Source organism: Pseudomonas protegens CHA0 (assembly GCF_000397205.1).
Classification (GTDB): Bacteria; Pseudomonadota; Gammaproteobacteria; order Pseudomonadales; family Pseudomonadaceae; genus Aquipseudomonas; species Aquipseudomonas protegens.
The window spans coordinates 2163413-2179661 of the sequence record NC_021237.1; the positions used below are offsets into that span (position 1 = coordinate 2163413).

Annotated in this window: 15 protein-coding genes; 2 read left to right on the forward strand and 13 right to left on the reverse strand. The window is 57.1% G+C overall.

Going from position 1 to position 16249, the window contains the following annotated elements; translation table 11 throughout:
* Nucleotides 1-358 precede the first annotated feature (358 nt).
* The 8 genes from ccoP (PFLCHA0_RS09790) to ccoN (PFLCHA0_RS09825) form a co-directional block, all read right to left on the reverse strand.
* Nucleotides 359-1336 (reverse strand): cytochrome-c oxidase, cbb3-type subunit III, encoded by a 978-nt coding sequence (gene ccoP / locus PFLCHA0_RS09790; RefSeq protein ID WP_011060238.1) that lies wholly within the window; start codon nt 1334-1336, stop codon nt 359-361.
* Nucleotides 1333-1518: a CcoQ/FixQ family Cbb3-type cytochrome c oxidase assembly chaperone gene (locus PFLCHA0_RS09795; protein WP_011060239.1), complete on the reverse strand. Its 186-nt coding sequence runs from the start codon at nt 1516-1518 to the stop codon at nt 1333-1335. The genes ccoP (PFLCHA0_RS09790) and PFLCHA0_RS09795 overlap by 4 nt, the downstream gene beginning before the upstream one ends.
* A 5-nt stretch (nt 1519-1523) precedes the next feature.
* Complete coding sequence (gene ccoO, locus PFLCHA0_RS09800; protein WP_011060240.1) at nt 1524-2132, reverse strand: cytochrome-c oxidase, cbb3-type subunit II; 609 nt, start codon at nt 2130-2132, stop codon at nt 1524-1526.
* The gene (ccoN, locus tag PFLCHA0_RS09805; protein ID WP_011060241.1) at nt 2132-3574 is read right to left on the reverse strand and encodes a cytochrome-c oxidase, cbb3-type subunit I; all 1443 of its coding nucleotides are present in this window, start codon (nt 3572-3574) and stop codon (nt 2132-2134) included. The genes ccoO (PFLCHA0_RS09800) and ccoN (PFLCHA0_RS09805) overlap by 1 nt, the downstream gene beginning before the upstream one ends.
* A 498-nt stretch (nt 3575-4072) precedes the next feature.
* Entirely contained in the window at nt 4073-5014 is a 942-nt protein-coding gene (gene ccoP, locus PFLCHA0_RS09810) for a cytochrome-c oxidase, cbb3-type subunit III (protein ID WP_011060242.1), read from the reverse strand.
* On the reverse strand, nt 5011-5241 hold the full coding sequence (locus tag PFLCHA0_RS09815) for a cbb3-type cytochrome oxidase subunit 3 (RefSeq protein ID WP_011060243.1): 231 nt from the start codon (nt 5239-5241) through the stop codon (nt 5011-5013). Before PFLCHA0_RS09815 ends, ccoP (PFLCHA0_RS09810) begins: the two co-directional genes overlap by 4 nt.
* Nucleotides 5242-5244: 3 nt before the next feature.
* On the reverse strand, nt 5245-5853 hold the full coding sequence (gene ccoO / locus PFLCHA0_RS09820; protein ID WP_015634784.1) for a cytochrome-c oxidase, cbb3-type subunit II: 609 nt from the start codon (nt 5851-5853) through the stop codon (nt 5245-5247).
* A gap of 10 nt (nt 5854-5863) precedes the next feature.
* Nucleotides 5864-7288, reverse strand: a complete 1425-nt coding sequence (gene ccoN, locus PFLCHA0_RS09825) for a cytochrome-c oxidase, cbb3-type subunit I (RefSeq protein ID WP_015634785.1) — start codon at nt 7286-7288, stop codon at nt 5864-5866.
* Between the two features lie 99 nt (nt 7289-7387).
* Between ccoN (PFLCHA0_RS09825) and PFLCHA0_RS09830 the strand changes: the two genes are divergently transcribed.
* Nucleotides 7388-8083 (forward strand): alpha/beta family hydrolase, encoded by a 696-nt coding sequence (locus PFLCHA0_RS09830; protein ID WP_015634786.1) that lies wholly within the window; start codon nt 7388-7390, stop codon nt 8081-8083.
* A 169-nt stretch (nt 8084-8252) separates the two neighbouring features.
* Here the strand turns inward: PFLCHA0_RS09830 and PFLCHA0_RS09835 are convergent, their stop codons facing one another.
* Nucleotides 8253-9818 carry a methyl-accepting chemotaxis protein gene (locus tag PFLCHA0_RS09835; protein WP_015634787.1) on the reverse strand — a complete coding sequence of 522 codons (1566 nt, stop codon included), beginning with the start codon at nt 9816-9818 and terminating at the stop codon, nt 8253-8255.
* Between the two features lie 476 nt (nt 9819-10294).
* On the opposite strand from PFLCHA0_RS09835, the gene PFLCHA0_RS09840 reads away from it, so the two are divergent.
* Nucleotides 10295-11743, forward strand: coding sequence for a mannose-1-phosphate guanylyltransferase/mannose-6-phosphate isomerase (locus PFLCHA0_RS09840; RefSeq protein WP_015634788.1), 1449 nt, complete (start codon nt 10295-10297; stop codon nt 11741-11743).
* A 39-nt stretch (nt 11744-11782) separates the two neighbouring features.
* Here the strand turns inward: PFLCHA0_RS09840 and PFLCHA0_RS09845 are convergent, their stop codons facing one another.
* From PFLCHA0_RS09845 to gmd, 4 genes are read right to left on the reverse strand one after another with little or no spacing between them, the layout of a single operon-like run.
* Nucleotides 11783-12898 carry a glycosyltransferase family 4 protein gene (locus PFLCHA0_RS09845; RefSeq protein ID WP_015634789.1) on the reverse strand — a complete coding sequence of 372 codons (1116 nt, stop codon included), beginning with the start codon at nt 12896-12898 and terminating at the stop codon, nt 11783-11785.
* 12 nt (nt 12899-12910) lie between these two features.
* Nucleotides 12911-13654, reverse strand: coding sequence for a glycosyltransferase family 2 protein (locus PFLCHA0_RS09850; protein WP_041752054.1), 744 nt, complete (start codon nt 13652-13654; stop codon nt 12911-12913).
* Nucleotides 13655-14590, reverse strand: a complete 936-nt coding sequence (locus PFLCHA0_RS09855) for a GDP-L-fucose synthase family protein (protein ID WP_041752055.1) — start codon at nt 14588-14590, stop codon at nt 13655-13657.
* A gap of 7 nt (nt 14591-14597) precedes the next feature.
* Nucleotides 14598-15683: a GDP-mannose 4,6-dehydratase gene (gmd, locus tag PFLCHA0_RS09860; RefSeq protein WP_015634792.1), complete on the reverse strand. Its 1086-nt coding sequence runs from the start codon at nt 15681-15683 to the stop codon at nt 14598-14600.
* Nucleotides 15684-16249 lie beyond the last annotated feature (566 nt).

The window sequence follows — 16249 nt, forward strand, 5'->3', positions numbered from 1 at the left end:
CGATGCGTGCCGACCGCGGTCAAAAGGGGTGTTGCAGTGGCGCAATGATACGCCTGTAGCTCTAGCGCAAGGGTGCGACCTTTGGTCGCGTTGGGAGAAATCAACTGATGGTGTAATGACTTGAATCAATTGACTTGTGGATTATGGACCCTTTTGCACGTCGCGCCGTTCAATTCTTCCAGGGAGTGAGCAGGCGTACGCCGCAGGTCTCGAAGTCCGCCATATTGTCGAATCCTGGCTACCGGGTTGCCGGAAAGGGTGATCCGCCGTCGAGCGTCAGCCGATGCCAGGCGCAAACAAAACGGCCCCGCCAATGTTGATTGGCGGGGCCGTTGAGTGTTGCTTTCAGGCGTCGGTCTTACTCGGCGTCGGCCTGCTTGTCACCGTGGGACAGGCTGTAGACATAAGCCGCCAGCAGGTGAACCTTGTCGTTGCCTTGCAGTTGTTCCTGCGCTGGCATCACGCCTTGACGGCCGTAACGAATGGTCTGCTGCAATTGGGCGAAGCTCGAACCGTAGATGAAGGCTGCCGGGTGAGTCAGGTTAGGCGCACCCATGGCTGGGGTGCCTTTGCCTTCCGGACCGTGGCATACCGCACAGTTGGCGGCGAACAGCTTCTGGCCGTTGACCGGGTCGGCCTTCAGGCCTTCCGGCAACTTGCGGCCGTCGAGGTTGGTCAGGACATAGGCGGCAACGTCACTGACGCCTTGTTCCTTGATCACGTCCAGCCAGGCCGGCATCACTGCGTGACGGCCGCCCATGATGGTGGTCTTGATGGTTTCCGGCTCGCCGCCCCAGCGCCAGTCGGCGTCGGTCAGGTTGGGAAAACCATAGGCGCCCTTGGCGTCGGAACCGTGGCAGACCGAGCAGTTGGATGCGAACAGACGGCCACCCATTTTCAGGGCTTGCGGGTCCTTGGCCACTTCTTCGATAGGCATGGCCGCGTACTTGGCGAAGATCGGACCGAACTTGGCGTCCGACTTGGCCATTTCCTTTTCCCACTCGTGGACGCCGGTCCAGCCGGACTGGCCGTTGGCGAACGGGGTCTGCTTCTCGTTATCGAGGTAGTTGTAGCCCGGCAGAACGCCTTTCCAGTTGCCCAGGCCCGGGTACAGCACCAGGTAGCCCAGGGCGAAGACGATGGTGCCGACGAACAGCATGAACCACCATTTCGGCAGGGGGTTGTCGTACTCCTCGATCCCGTCGAAGGAGTGGCCGACCGTCTCGTCGGTCTGCTCGGCGCGCTGGCCCTTGCGGGTCGACAGCAGCAGCCAGGTCAGGGCGAAGATGGTACCCAGACTGAGGACTGTGACGTACAGACTCCAGAACGTAGTCATTCTTTGTTACTCCTAGAAGCTTGCTCGACGTGCTTGATGGCGTCGGGATCATCCGCGAACGGCAGCAAGGTTGCGTCTTCAAACTCGGACTTGCGCTTGGGGCTGAACACCCAGAGCGCCAAACCGATGAAGGCCACCATCACAACAAGGGTGCCCAGGCCACGAATCATCCCGATATCCATCTAGATCACCGTTTGCTTTTGATGATGGTGCCCAGGCCTTGCAGATAGGCCACCAGCGCGTCCATTTCGGTTTTGCCCTTCACGGCATCCTTGGCACCGGCGATGTCTTCGTCGGTGTAAGGGACGCCGAGCGTGCGCAAGACTTCCATTTTCTTCGCGGTGTCTTTGCCGTCGAGCTTGTTTTCTACGAGGAACGGATAAGCCGGCATCTTCGACTCGGGCACCACGTTGCGCGGGTTGTACAAGTGCGCGCGCTGCCAGTCATCGGAGTAACGACCGCCCACTCGGGCCAGGTCCGGGCCGGTACGCTTGGAACCCCACAGGAACGGGTGGTCCCAGACGCTCTCACCAGCCACCGAGTAGTGACCATAGCGTTCGGTTTCAGCGCGGAACGGACGGATCATCTGCGAGTGGCAGCCGACACAGCCGTTGGCGATGTAGACGTCGCGGCCTTCCAGTTCCAGTGCGGTACGCGGCTTCATGCCTTCCACCGGCTTGTTGGTGACGTCCTGGAAGAACAGCGGGACGATCTGGGTCAGGCCGCCGATGCTGACGGCGATGACCATGAAGAAGGCCAGCAGGCCAATATTCTTCTCGACTACTTCGTGCTTCATCAGTGAGCTCCAACTACAGCGATCTGAGCAGCGGCTTCAGCTTCAGCCGGGTTCGAGGCGCGAACGGTACGGAACACGTTGTACGCCATGATCAGCATGCCGGTGGCGAAGAACGCACCGCCCAGAGCACGGACGATAAAGCCCGGGTGGCTGGCTTGCAGCGCTTCGACGAAGGAGTAGGTGAGGGTGCCGTCATCGTTGATTGCACGCCACATCAGGCCCTGGGTGATGCCGTTGACCCACATCGAGGCGATGTAGAGCACGGTACCGATGGTAGCCAGCCAGAAGTGGGTGTTGATCAGGCCGATGCTGTGCATCTGCTGACGACCGAAGACTTTCGGGATCAGGTGGTACAGGGCGCCGATGGAGATCATCGCTACCCAGCCCAGAGCGCCGGCGTGTACGTGGCCGATGGTCCAGTCGGTGTAGTGCGAGAGCGAGTTGACGGTCTTGATCGCCATCATCGGACCTTCGAAGGTCGACATGCCGTAGAACGCCAGCGATACCACCAGGAAGCGCAGGATCGGGTCGGTGCGCAGCTTATGCCAGGCGCCCGAGAGGGTCATCATGCCGTTGATCATGCCGCCCCAGCTTGGCGCCAGCAGGATGATCGACATGGCCATGCCCAGGGACTGGGCCCAGTCCGGCAGCGCGGTGTAGTGCAGGTGGTGCGGACCGGCCCAGATGTACAGGGTGATCAGCGCCCAGAAGTGCACGATGGACAGGCGATAGGAATAGATCGGACGCTCGGCCTGCTTGGGTACGAAGTAGTACATCATCCCCAGGAAGCCGGTGGTCAGGAAGAAGCCCACGGCGTTGTGGCCGTACCACCACTGGATCATCGCATCAGTCGCACCGGCGTAGGCCGAGTAGGACTTGAAGAAGCTGACCGGCAGGGAAGCGTGGTTGACGATGTGCAGCATCGCGGTCACCACGATGAAGGCACCGTAGAACCAGTTGCCCACATAGATGTGCTTGGTCTTGCGCTTGGTGATGGTGCCGAAGAATACCAGGCCGTAGGTGACCCAGACGATCGCCAGCAGGATAGCCAGGGGCCATTCCAGTTCGGCGTATTCCTTGGTGGTGGTGTAACCCAGTGGCAGGGTCACGATCGCGCCGACGATCACCGCTTGCCAACCCCAGAAGGTGAAGGCCGCGAGGCTGTCGGAAATCAGTCGCGTCTGGCAGGTTCGCTGCACGACATAGTAAGAGGTGGCAAACAATGCACATCCACCGAAGGCGAAGATCACCAGGTTGGTGTGCAGCGGGCGCAGGCGTCCAAACGTCGTCCACGGCAGACCGAAGTTCAACTCCGGCCATACCAGTTGTGAGGCGATGAAGACACCGAGCCCCATGCCAAGGATCCCCCAGACCACCGTCATGATGGCGAACTGGCGGACTACCTTATAGTTATAAGCAGTCGGACTGATTGCTGTGCTCATTCTAAGGTTCCACGGTTTGGGTGTTTTATTAGGGATAAAAATCGGTCGCAAGTATGGAGAAAGCAGGGGGTCATTGCAACGCGCTATGACCTGGGTCAATGCGTTCCATGCCTGATTCTGCGGCCTTTCCCTATGCCGAGTAGGGACAAAAAATTGCCCTCGGACAAGCTGTCGCCATGGACAGGAAACGGGGGGTGTCAGGTCGGTTGTAACCGGGTGTGTGGAAGCTGATGGATCAGCTGACAGGCGGTAAGAGAGTCGACAGCCGGTATAAACCAGCCTTTGCGGCCTGTCATCGAGCAGAAGCTTCGAACGTCACGGATACCGTTGGCCTGTGACCAGCCCGTGCCAGTCCCCATCGGGGCAAGCTTAGACCTGAATCAGATGAGTGCAAACGCGCTTCGGGAGAGGGTGCGACACTTGGTCGCAAAGGAGCGGGAAGTTGAACCACGAGCGGCAAGCTGCAAGTCGGGAACCCGCAGCTTGCCGTGACTCGTCTTACTGGGTGTTTTCAGCCTGTGGCTTGTTGCCGTGGGAGAGGCTGTAAACGTAGGCGGCCAGTAGTTGTACCTTGTCATTGCCGAGCAGTTCGCTCTGCGCTGGCATGTGGCCCTGGCGACCATGGCGGATGGTCTGTTGCAGTTGGGCCAGGCTGGTGCCGTAGATGAAGCCGGCGGGCTGGGTCAGGTCGGGCGCGCCCATGATCTGGGTGCCTTTGCCGTCAGCGCCGTGGCAGGCTACGCAGGTGGTGCTGAACGCTTGCTGTCCGGCTACCAGGTCGGCATCGCTGTCGGCTGGCAGGGGCAGGCCGGCCAGGTCGTGGCGAACGTAAGCTGCCACGTTCTTCACGCCTGCTTCCTTGAGCACTTCGCCCCAGGCTGGCATGGCCGCCATGCGGCCGCCCATGATGGTGGCCTTGATGGTGTCGGCGCTGCCGCCCCACCGCCAGTTGTCGTCCGCCAGGTTCGGGAAGCCGAAGGCACCCTTGGCGTCGGAACCGTGGCAGACCGAGCAGTTGGAGGCGAACAGGCGTCCACCCATTTTCAGCGCTTGCGGGTCCTTGGCCACTTCTTCCACCGGCATGGCCGCGAATTTGGCGAAGATCGGACCAAACTTCACGTCCGCCTTGGCCATCTCCTTTTCCCATTCCTTGGTCTGGGTCCAGCCGTCTTCATAGCCCGGCAGGATGCCTTTCCAGTTGCCCAGACCCGGGTAGAGGATCAGGTAGCCAACGGAAAACACCAGGGTCCCGGCGAACAGCAGGAACCACCATTGCGGCAGGGGGTTGTCGTACTCCTCGATGCCATCGAAGGCGTGGCCCATGGTCTGGTCGACACTGCCCTTGGTCTCGCCCTTGCGGGTGCCGACCAGCAGCCAGGTCAGGCCGATCAGGCTGCCAATGGTCAGTACGCAGATCCACGTACTCCAGAAGGTGGTCATGGCCGAATGCTCCTTGTTGCAGGCTCTTGAGGTTGAGCGTCATCAGTTGTGTTACCGGCCGGTGCCGTGCCCGGCATCGGGTCATCGGCGAAGGGCAGCAGGCGGGCCTGGGCAAACTCGGGATTGCGCTTTGAGTTGAACACCCAGATCGACAGGCCGATGAAGGCGATCATCACCACCAGGGTCCCGAGGCCGCGGATCATGCCGCTATCGAGTTCAAAACCCATGGCTCACCTCTTGCTCTTGATCGCAGTGCCAAGCACTTGCAGGTAGGAGACCAGGGCGTCCATTTCGGTCTTGCCCTTGAGCGTGGCGGTGGCGCCGGCGATGTCTTCGTCGGTGTACGGCACGCCCAGGGTGCGCATGACCTTGAGCTTGGTTTCGGTGTGGCTGCTGTCCACCGGTGCGGTCACCAGCCATGGGTAGGCCGGCATCTTCGACTCGGGCACCACGTTGCGCGGGTTGTACAAGTGCGCACGGTGCCAGTCATCGGAGTAGCGACCGCCCACCCGGGCCAGGTCCGGACCGGTACGCTTGGAACCCCACAGGAACGGGTGGTCCCAGACGCTTTCACCGGCCACCGAGTAGTGACCATAACGCTCGGTCTCGGCGCGGAACGGACGGATCATCTGCGAGTGGCACTGTACGCAGCCTTCGCGGATGTAGATGTCGCGGCCTTCCAGCTGCAGGGCGGTGTAGGGCTTCATGCCTTCCACCGGCTTGTTGGTGACGTCCTGGAAGAACAGCGGGACGATCTGGGTCAGACCGCCGATGCTCACCGCGAAGACCATCAGCAGCATCAGCAGGCCGACGTTTTTCTCAATCGTTTCGTGTTTCATGGCGGACTCCTCAGGCCATCTGCGCAGCGGCGTTGACTTCGGCTGGCACTGCGGCACGCACGGTGCGCCAGGTGTTGTAAGCCATCAGGAACATGCCGCTGAGGAAGATCGCACCACCCACCAGTCGCACGATGAAGCCTGGGTGGCTGGCCACCAGGGTTTCGACGAAGGAGTAGGTGAGGGTGCCGTCCTCGTTGACCGCACGCCACATCAGGCCCTGGGCGATACCGTTGACCCACATCGAAGCGATGTAGAGCACGGTGCCGATGGTAGCCAGCCAGAAGTGGGTGTTGATCAGGCCGGTGCTGTACATCTGCTCGCGGCCGAAGACTTTCGGGATCAGGTGGTACAGCGCGCCGATGGAGATCATCGCTACCCAGCCCAGGGCGCCGGCGTGTACGTGGCCGATGGTCCAGTCGGTGTAGTGGGAGAGGGCGTTGACGGTCTTGATCGCCATCATCGGACCTTCGAAGGTCGACATGCCGTAGAACGCCAGGGATACCACCAGGAACCGCAGGATCGGGTCGCTGCGCAGCTTATGCCAGGCGCCCGAGAGGGTCATCATGCCGTTGATCATGCCGCCCCAGCTTGGCGCCAGCAGAACCAGCGACATCACCATCCCTAAGGATTGAGCCCAGTCCGGCAGCGCGGTGTAGTGCAGGTGGTGCGGACCGGCCCAGATGTACAGGGTGATCAGTGCCCAGAAGTGCACAATCGACAGGCGATAGGAGTACACCGGACGCTCGGCCTGCTTGGGTACGAAGTAGTACATCATCCCCAGGAAGCCCGCGGTCAGGAAGAAGCCCACGGCGTTGTGGCCGTACCACCATTGCACCATCGCATCGGTCGCACCGGCATACACCGAGTAGGACTTGGTGAAGCTGACCGGCAGTTCCAGGTTGTTGACGATGTGCAGGATGGCCACGGTGATGATGAACGCGCCGAAGAACCAGTTACCCACATAGATGTGCTTGGTCTTGCGCTGCATCAGGGTGCCGAAGAACACGATGGCGTAGGCCACCCAGACAATGGTGATCAGGATATCGATCGGCCATTCCAGTTCGGCGTATTCCTTGGAGCTGGTGTAGCCCAGTGGCAGGCTGATGGCCGCCAGGAGGATCACCAGTTGCCAGCCCCAGAAGCAGAACGCGGCGATTTTCGGCGCGAACAGCGTGGTCTGGCAGGTGCGTTGCACCGAGTAGAACGAGCTGGCAAACAGCGCACAGCCGCCGAAGGCGAAGATCACCGCGTTGGTGTGCAATGGCCGCAGACGGCCGAAGCTGGTCCACGGTAAGTCGAAGTTGAGTTCGGGCCAGACCAACTGGGCAGCGAGAAAAACCCCGAGCCCCATGCCGACGATGCCCCACATCACCGTCATAATGGCGAATTGGCGGACCACCTTGTAGTTGTAGGCGGTACTGATAGAAGTGTTCATGGTTCCCCATCCACGGTTCAGTTGAAGTGAAAGCGACTGCGCACGGCAAGGCGCGCTCACTTCGTCTGGAGTTATAGGCAGACTAAAAGCGAGGCAAGCATGAGCAATGAGCACAAGGCCAGTATTGACGGGGGTCAATGGGCGCAGTGTGTGCGGGAGCGGGGCTGGTTGTGGGATGTCGCGCAGGGCGTCGAGGTGCAGTCGGCGCCGACCCTGATCCTCGCCCATGGCGCCGGCGCGCCCATGGACAGTGGGTTCATGAATGATATTGCTGTACGCCTTGCGGGGCATGGGGTGAACGTCTTGCGCTTCGAGTTTCCCTACATGGCCCAGCGGCGCCTGGATGGCGGCAAACGTCCGCCCAACCCGGCGCCCAGGCTGCTGGAATGCTGGCGCGAGGTGCATGCCCTGGTGCGACCTTATGTCACTGGGGTGTTGGCGGTGGGCGGCAAGTCCATGGGCGGGCGCATGGCCAGTTTGCTGGCCGATGAACTGCAGGCCGATGCATTGGTGTGCCTGGGCTATCCGTTCTATGCCGCCGGCAAACCGGAAAAACCGCGGGTGGCGCATCTGGCCGATCTGTCAGTGCCGAGCCTGATCGTGCAGGGCGAGCGTGACGCCCTGGGCAATCGCCAGGCGGTCGAGGCCTACACATTGGCACCCAGTATCCAGTTGTACTGGCTGGCGGCCGCTGATCACGATCTCAAGCCCCTGAAGGCCTCGGGTTTCAGCCATGAGCAGCATCTGGAATCTGCGGCGCTCAAGGTTGCTGCCTTCCTGAAAGCGCTGAGCTGATCCTGCCGGAGCGAGCTTGCTCGCGAAGCGTTCGCCCGGCCTTCGAATTTGGAGCGCGGTGAAGATTTATCGCTAGCAAGCTCGCTCCTACGGTTGTCGGGTGGATTTGCGGGCATAAAAAAACCGGAAGCCTTGGCTTCCGGTTTTTTGTTGCCGGCCCTAGGGGGGCTTAGCGGTTGAAGCGCTCCACCAGCGAGTACTGGGTGTGTGCGGTGCGGGTCAGCGCTTCGCTGAGCTCGGCCGAATGCTGGGCCTGCTCCGAAGTCTGGTCCGCCAGTTGCGCGATGGTGCTGATGTTGCGACTGATCTCTTCGGCCACCGAGCTTTGCTCTTCGGTGGCGGCAGCGATCTGGGTGGTCATGTCGGTGATGTTGGCCACCGCTTCGCTGAAGCCCACCAGTGCCTGGTCGGCTTCCAGAACCCGGGCCACGCCTTCTTCGGCCTGACGATGACCGGCGTCCATGGTCTGAACGGCGGTGGCGGCGGTCTGCTGCAGCTTGGCGATCAGGGTATGGATCTGCCCGGTGGACTCACTGGTGCGCTGTGCCAACTGACGCACCTCGTCGGCCACCACGGCAAAGCCGCGGCCCATTTCACCGGCGCGGGCGGCTTCGATGGCTGCGTTCAGGGCCAACAGGTTGGTCTGGTCGGCAATGCCCTTGATCACGTCAACAACGCCGCCGATCTCGTCACTGTCCTTGGCCAGTTGGGTTACTGTCAGCCCGGTTTCGCCCACCACCACCGACAGGCGCTGGATGGCTTCGCGGGTTTCCCCGGCGATATCGCGGCCACGGCCGGTCAGGCGATTGGCTTCCTGGGTTGCGTCGGCGGTGCGTTGCACGTGGCTGGCCACTTCCTGGGTGGTGGCGGCCATCTGGTTGACCGCGGTGGCCACCTGCTCGGTTTCGACCCGTTGGCGCTCCAGGCCGCTGGAGCTGTTGTGGGCCAGGGTGTCGGACTGGCGGGCCTGCTCGTTGAGGTGCTCGGCCGTGTCCTGCAGGCGGGTTAGGCAGGTCTTCAGGCGCGCTTCCTGGCTCAGGATCGACATCTCCAGGCGGGCCTGGGCGCCGCGGCTGTCGGTATACATCTGAGCGATCAGCGGGTCGGAGGTGGTCTGCTCGGCCAGGCGCAGCAGGCGCTTGAGGCCGCGCTGCTGCCAGCTCAGGCCCAGCAGGCCCAGGGGCACCGAGAGCGCGGCGGCCAGGGCGAAGCCCCAGTGGGAATTGAGCCAGGCACCGATCATGAAGCTCAGTTGGCTGACCAGGATGAACGGCAGCCAGTCCTGCAGCACAGGCAGCCACTTGTCACGCTTGGGAATGGCCGACTTGCCAGAGTTGATGCGCTGGTAGAGGGCTTCGGCGCGGCGCACTTGTTCGGCCGTGGGCTTGACCCGGACCGACTCGTAACCTACCACCTGGCTGCCTTCGAAAACCGGTGTCACATAGGCGTTGACCCAGTAGTGGTCGCCGGTCTTGCAGCGGTTCTTGACGATGCCCATCCATGGCAAGCCTTGTTTCAAGGTGCCCCACATGTGCGCGAACACCGCCGCCGGCACATCAGGGTGACGTACCAGGTTGTGCGGTGCGCGAACCAGTTCTTCACGGGAGAACCCACTGATCTCGACAAAGGCGTCGTTGCAGTAGGTGATCACTCCTTTGGCGTCGGTGGTGGAGATCAATCGTTGCTGAGCGGGGAAGGTACGTTCGCGCTGGGTAACGGGTTGGTTATTACGCATGAGTTTTCAATCCGCAAGGCTTTCATCGGTTATCGGCAGGTTTCCGGAATAGTTGAAGGAAATTTCTCTAAATGTCCGGTGACGGTTTGCAAGCTTTTTGTACGTCGTAATATCCCGATGCGTGCGAAATCCGAGAGAAAAGTAATAAAGATCAATGACACGATTTGTAAGGCGGTGTGTCTTAATCTTCAATGAAGTGAGCCGTTGTGAATGGTAGGTCAGTTTTTATCCATCTGAATACGGGTAGCTGCGCGGGTATAGATCCGGCTTTTCCTAGACAAAAATTACCATCCAGTGAAGAATATGCCCCTATTTTTGTAAGAAAAGTGATTTGCTTTTCTTCATGTCCAGCATTTTCTCGGTTAGGTTTGTCTAGGGTCAGCTAGGCTCTAAGTCGCCTCCTTCGAGCCCGCAGTATTTATGTTGGTGAGTTTTTGGCCTGATAAATGATGTGATATTTAGTAAAGGAGTACAGCGTGACACTCGTTCCAGTCATTATTTGTGGCGGTTCAGGCAGCCGTCTATGGCCTGTTTCACGTACTGCTCATCCCAAGCCGTTTATCGAATTGCCCGATGGTGGCAATTTGATTCGAAAAACATACAGTCGCGCCTTGGCGTTAAATGACGTAACAGAAGTATTGACGATCACAAACCGTGATCTCTACTTCAAAACCCTTGATGAATATGTTGCCACTGCGCCGAACTACACCAACTTGGGTTTCGTACTCGAGCCTTTTGGCCGCAACACCGCTGCTGCGGTCGCATTAGCGGCGCAGGAAGTGGCCCGAACTCACGGCCCTGACGCGATTATGCTGGTGTTGCCGGCGGACCACCTGATCGACAATCAGGCGGCGTTCGCTGCAGCAGTCGAGTCTGCATCGCAGCAGGCCCGGGACGGCTGGCTGGTGACTTTTGGGGTGAAGCCCGAATATCCGGAAACTGGCTACGGGTACATTCAAAAAGATACCGACGCGTCATTAGTCAACGGCTTCAAGGTCAAGCGTTTCGTCGAAAAACCAGATTTGGATACTGCGAAAGACTACCTGGCGTCCGGTGAGTATTACTGGAACTCCGGGATGTTCTGTTTTCGTGCGGGCACACTTATTGAAGAAATGGCGCTCTGTGCGCCGGATGTCGCCAGCGCCGTAGATCTGTGCCTTGCTGGTTCCGGTGTGATGCAAGGCAGCAGCCATCGCAGCCTGCATCTGGAGCCGGAAAGCTTTGCCAAAGTACCGGACATTTCCCTCGATTTCGCACTGATGGAACGCTCAAACAAAGTGGCGACCATACCTTGTGATATTGGCTGGAGTGACATTGGCTCTTGGAAGGCCATGAGTGAACTCTCGCCAGCGGACGAGCAAGGCAACCGTATCGAAGGCGAAGCCATCCTTCATGCCTCCACCAACAACTACGTGCGCAGCCAGCGTCGACTGGCCGCGTTAGTCGGGGTTGAAAACCTGATCATTGTCGATACGCCGGATGCTTTGTTGGTCGCGCACAAAGACCATGCCCAAGACATCAAGGTAATCACTGCGCAGTTGAAGAAAAACGGTCATTGCTCGCACTTGGACCACACTACGGTGCAGCGTCCCTGGGGGGCTTACACTACCTTGGAAGAGGGCACTCGCTTCAAGATCAAGCGCATTGTCGTAAAACCTCAAGGCTCGTTGTCGCTCCAAATGCATCACCATCGCAGTGAGCACTGGATTGTGGTCAGTGGTATGGCATTGGTCGTTAACGACCAACAACGGTTCTTGCTCAATACCAATGAGTCCACGTATATACGTGCTGGGCACACGCATCGTCTGCAAAACCCGGGGATGATTGACTTGGTATTAATTGAGGTGCAGTGCGGCGATTACCTAGGGGAAGATGATATTGTCAGGTTCGAGGATAGCTACGGTCGAGCTGAAGGCAGTAGGTAATCCGCTAATCATTAGCCCGAGTCAAATCGGGCTGGTGTTTCATTGCGTGTTCAGCAGGTCCTGATAGACCTCGATGTGGGCTCGTGTCATTTGCTCCCCCGTGAATAGAAGGTTGTAACGACTCTGCGCCTTTTCGCCCATTACCAATGCTTCTTGCGGGTTGTCCCAAAGGTGTTGCATCGCTTGGCGAAGCGCTGTCGGGTGCTCTGGTGGGACTACCAGCCCGGTTTCGCCGGCAATGTTGATGTACGTAGTGCCTGTACCAATCTCGCACGAGATCATCGGCTTTCCATACATTGCCCCCTCCAGTAGTGACACTCCGAACGCTTCGGAACGAAGGTGCGAGGGGAATACGATGGCTGTTGAAAGTTGAATTAGCGCGACTTTGTCTGCTTCTGGAAGACGGCCCAAAAAGTGGACGTTTTGAAGCCCCATAGTTTTTGCTTGCGCCATGAGTTCTTGTTTCTTTGGTCCATCTCCTACGATGACCATAGGGTATCCAGTGCCTTGGAGAGCTTCCATCAATGTGTGAAGCCCTTTGTAGTAGCGCAATACGCCAACAAACAGGAAGAACCGCTCGCTCATTTCTTCCGCCCAGCGTGTCGTTAGAGCAGTGGAGGGGATTGGGTAGCTTTCCTTGTTGAGACCTATAGGAATAATTGTGGTTTTGTCATGAAATGCAGAAAGCTCAGCACTTGATTCCAGGTAGTTGGGGGATGAGACAATGATCCGGTTGACGCTACGCAGAAATATATTTTGGAGTGGGCGGTAGAGCTTTAAGAGAAATTTCTGGTTGATGATGTCAGAGTGGTATGAAACAACGCTGGGTTTTCCGGTACAACTGGCAAAGTGGATCAAGTCCATGAATGGCCATGGAAAATGGTAATGAATGATATCCGCATTCCGCGCAAGTTCTTTAAACTTCGAATAAACCTCTAACGAAAAGCCTGTTGAGGCAATATTAAGGTTTTCTTTAACGCGATGAACCCGATAACCGTTCATTTCTATTGTGGCTGGAATTGGGTTGGGGGACAGCGTAAGGACTTCGCAGGTCGCCCCCATACGATGAGACTGCTGACAAATTTGATCAATCACTTGCTCTATGCCGCCCATGGTGTCAGGAAGGGCGGTTTTAAAAAAATGCAGAATGCGCATGGTAACTTCCGGCTATGGAAAGATGGATTTGAGCCAGACGGCGTAGGGCTGAAAAAGCCACCACTTTAAGGGAACGCTACCGTGATACTTACGCACCACCGCCATAGCTTCCTGATAATGGCGGCGGCGCAAAGTTTTTGTTTTGGTCGCTTCATGTTCTCGATTGACCGCTACAAACGCGTCGATATATTTGAGAGGGCCAACTATTTTGAAGAGTCGCCACCAAAGATCGTAGTCCATAGCCATATGCAAGGTGGGGTTCACGCCGCCAATATTCAGCCATGCGGATCGTCGAATCAGCGTCGCTGGTTGGGAAATAATGCAGCGAAGCGCTAGCCTGCGCTCGCTGAACGGCTCAACCCAAACCGGTTTGCGTTTTCCGGTATTTTGAATAACGTTCCAGCATTTCCCATAAACGGCTGAGGCCTCAGGTGCTGTTTCAATGGCACTGATCAGTCGTTTTAGTCCGTCCGGCTCGAACCAGTCATCGCTATTCAGCCAGCAGACATACGGTGCTTTACCTTGAAGGATACCTTCGTTGATAGCAGCTGCTTGGCCTTTATCTGGATAGCTGCGCCAACCAGCTAGCTTGTGTTCCCATTTACGGATGATTTCCACCGAGTTATCGGTGGAACCACCATCCAGAACAAACACCTCCACAGGGATATTTTGTTCAAATATGGACCTTAAGGCGTCGTCGAGATAACGCCCTTGATTGAAGGAGGGGACTGTAATCGTAACCAAGGGTTGATGCATTCAGTGGCGATCCAGACGGCTGAGAAAATCTTGGTAGGTCAATGCTATACCTTCACGCAGTTGCGTTTTGGCAGCCCATCCCAAGTTCTTTAGGCGATTGATGTCGAGTAGTTTACGGGGTGTACCGTCAGGCTGGCTCTGGTCGTATACGATCTGCCCGTTATACCCGACCACCTCCATAATTAACTCTGCTAGTTCGCGGATGGATAGATCACTGCCCATTCCAACATTGAATAGTCCGCTGTCAACGTTGGATTCCATCAAGTGTAGACAAGCATCGGCCATGTCTTCGACGAAAAGGAACTCGCGCTTTGGCTTTCCCGAACCCCAAACTATTAACTCTGATGCGCCGCTAATTTTTGCTTCATGGGCTTTGCTAATCAGTGCCGGCAGCACATGACAGTTTTCCAGGTTGTAGCTGTCATTGGGGCCATAAAGATTTGACGGCATAACGGCTATGAACTTTGCACCGTATTCGCGGTGGTAGTTCTCGCACATCTTTACACCCATGATCTTGGCGAGGGCGTAAGGTTCATTGGTTTGTTCCAGCGGTCCGGTTAACAGGTGGTCTTCGTGGATCGGCTGGGGGCAGTCCCGCGGGTATATGCAACTGGAGCCCAAAAAAAGAAGTCGTTCGACGCCATGTTTCCAAGCGCTGTGAATTACGTTCGCCTCTATCATCAGGTTTTGATATATAAATTCAGCTCTAAAGTTGTTGTTGGCTTTGATTCCGCCTACCTTGCCGGCTGCTAAGTACACAATCTCAGGTTTTTCTGTTGCGAAAAAAGCATCGACAGCAGCCTGTTGAGTCAAATCAAGTTCAGCATGCGAACGGGTGACGAAATTGCTGAATCCAGCGGCGGATAGCCGCCGCTGGATCGCAGAGCCAGCCATACCGGCATGGCCTGCGATGTATATTTTGGCGCGTTTATCCACCTAACTATTACTCGTGGTAATCGTAAACGGAGTAGCCGTGCTTTTTTACCAACTCATCACGGGTCGCTGACTTGAGGTCCTCGGTCATCATTTCATTGACCAGATCCTCAAAGGTGATTTTAGGCGTCCATCCCAGTTTCTGCTTCGCTTTGGTTGGGTCGCCCAGCAATGTTTCCACCTCGGTTGGACGGAAGTACCGCGGATCCACGGAAACTATGCATTTACCGGTTGCGTCGTAGCCTTTCTCATCGACGCCCTGACCTTTCCAGGTAATGTCGATTTCGGCGTGTTTCGCTGCCGCGTTGACGAAGTCGCGAACGCTGTATTGCTTGCCGGTTGCAATAACGAAGTCTTCCGGAGTTTCTTGCTGCAGCATCAGCCATTGCATCTCGACGTAGTCTTTCGCATGGCCCCAGTCGCGCAGTGCATCAAGGTTGCCCAGATACAGACAGTCTTGCAGGCCCAGCTTGATGCGTGCGAGTGCACGGGTAATCTTGCGAGTGACGAAGGTCTCGCCGCGCACCGGGCTTTCGTGGTTGAAGAGAATGCCGTTACAGGCATAGATACCGTACGCTTCCCGGTAGTTGACGGTAATCCAGTATGCGTACAGCTTTGCTACTGCGTAAGGGGAGCGTGGGTAGAAAGGTGTGGTCTCCTTCTGTGGAGTTTCCTGCACCAAGCCGTACAGTTCGGAGGTTGAAGCCTGATAGAAGCGGGTCTTCTTCTCGAGCCCCAGGATCCTGATCGCCTCAAGGATACGCAAGGCACCCAACGCGTCCGAGTTGGCAGTGTACTCTGGCTCTTCGAACGAGACCGCAACGTGGGACTGCGCAGCCAGGTTATAGATTTCGTCGGGTTGTATTTGTTTGATGATGCGGATCAGGCCGGTCGAATCGGTCATGTCGCCATAGTGCAGGACCAAGCGACGATCTGACTCATGGGGGTCTTGGTAAAGGTGATCGATACGGTCGGTATTGAAGGAGGATGCCCGGCGCTTTATACCGTGCACTTCGTAACCTTTTTCGAGAAGCAACTCGGCCAGGTAGGATCCGTCTTGACCTGTTACTCCAGTAATAAGCGCAACTTTTTTCATATGCTTCTCTTAACGTATTTGATTCAAAAAATCTTCTTTAGGTACGTAAGCGGGTAGATAGTTCCGCATGATCAATTTGCTCGATCCGGGCCCAAATCACGATCGTCTATACTGCCTCAATGGGGCTGAATTCTCAATGTATCCTGGTAGCTTGTGACTTCTACGGTGTATGGGCAGGCGGCTTTAATTGCTTGTGGCTGAAAATCACGGCGAAGTTGGACATTTATCGCCAGAAAATCAGACATCTCCCTCATACCGCCACTGGAAATGCATTGGTTTTTTGAGAGCTCGTTATTGCCGAAGTACAAATTTTTTGATCCAGAACGAATCACTTAATCCTCTCGATCGAGTTTGCCTGGCTTGATAGTCCTAATCGAAGAGTGGCACTTTGCCTCTTTTGCCTAGGGAGCATGTCTTGAAGCTGGCAGTGAGAGGGATGTGACGTTGAGTGACGCTATCGCAGCGACGCTTGGCAAGCACCAGCGTAGTATCACTCTGCAATATTCCTCGTTATCGATTAGGCACGAGGTTTCTCTTCGAAAGAAGAGTATAGGTAAACTGATCTG

Bases quoted from the DNA above. Each gene is read 5' to 3' on its own strand.
- ccoP (WP_011060238.1), bottom strand. From the start codon at position 1,336: ATGACTACGTTCTGGAGTCTGTACGTCACAGTCCTCAGTCTGGGTACC.
- PFLCHA0_RS09795 (WP_011060239.1), bottom strand. From the start codon at position 1,518: ATGGATATCGGGATGATTCGTGGCCTGGGCACCCTTGTTGTGATGGTG.
- ccoO (WP_011060240.1), bottom strand. From the start codon at position 2,132: ATGAAGCACGAAGTAGTCGAGAAGAATATTGGCCTGCTGGCCTTCTTC.
- ccoN (WP_011060241.1), bottom strand. From the start codon at position 3,574: ATGAGCACAGCAATCAGTCCGACTGCTTATAACTATAAGGTAGTCCGC.
- ccoP (WP_011060242.1), bottom strand. From the start codon at position 5,014: ATGACCACCTTCTGGAGTACGTGGATCTGCGTACTGACCATTGGCAGC.
- PFLCHA0_RS09815 (WP_011060243.1), bottom strand. From the start codon at position 5,241: ATGGGTTTTGAACTCGATAGCGGCATGATCCGCGGCCTCGGGACCCTG.
- ccoO (WP_015634784.1), bottom strand. From the start codon at position 5,853: ATGAAACACGAAACGATTGAGAAAAACGTCGGCCTGCTGATGCTGCTG.
- ccoN (WP_015634785.1), bottom strand. From the start codon at position 7,288: ATGAACACTTCTATCAGTACCGCCTACAACTACAAGGTGGTCCGCCAA.
- PFLCHA0_RS09830 (WP_015634786.1), top strand. From the start codon at position 7,388: ATGAGCAATGAGCACAAGGCCAGTATTGACGGGGGTCAATGGGCGCAG.
- PFLCHA0_RS09835 (WP_015634787.1), bottom strand. From the start codon at position 9,818: ATGCGTAATAACCAACCCGTTACCCAGCGCGAACGTACCTTCCCCGCT.
- PFLCHA0_RS09845 (WP_015634789.1), bottom strand. From the start codon at position 12,898: ATGCGCATTCTGCATTTTTTTAAAACCGCCCTTCCTGACACCATGGGC.
- PFLCHA0_RS09850 (WP_041752054.1), bottom strand. From the start codon at position 13,654: ATGCATCAACCCTTGGTTACGATTACAGTCCCCTCCTTCAATCAAGGG.
- gmd (WP_015634792.1), bottom strand. From the start codon at position 15,683: ATGAAAAAAGTTGCGCTTATTACTGGAGTAACAGGTCAAGACGGATCC.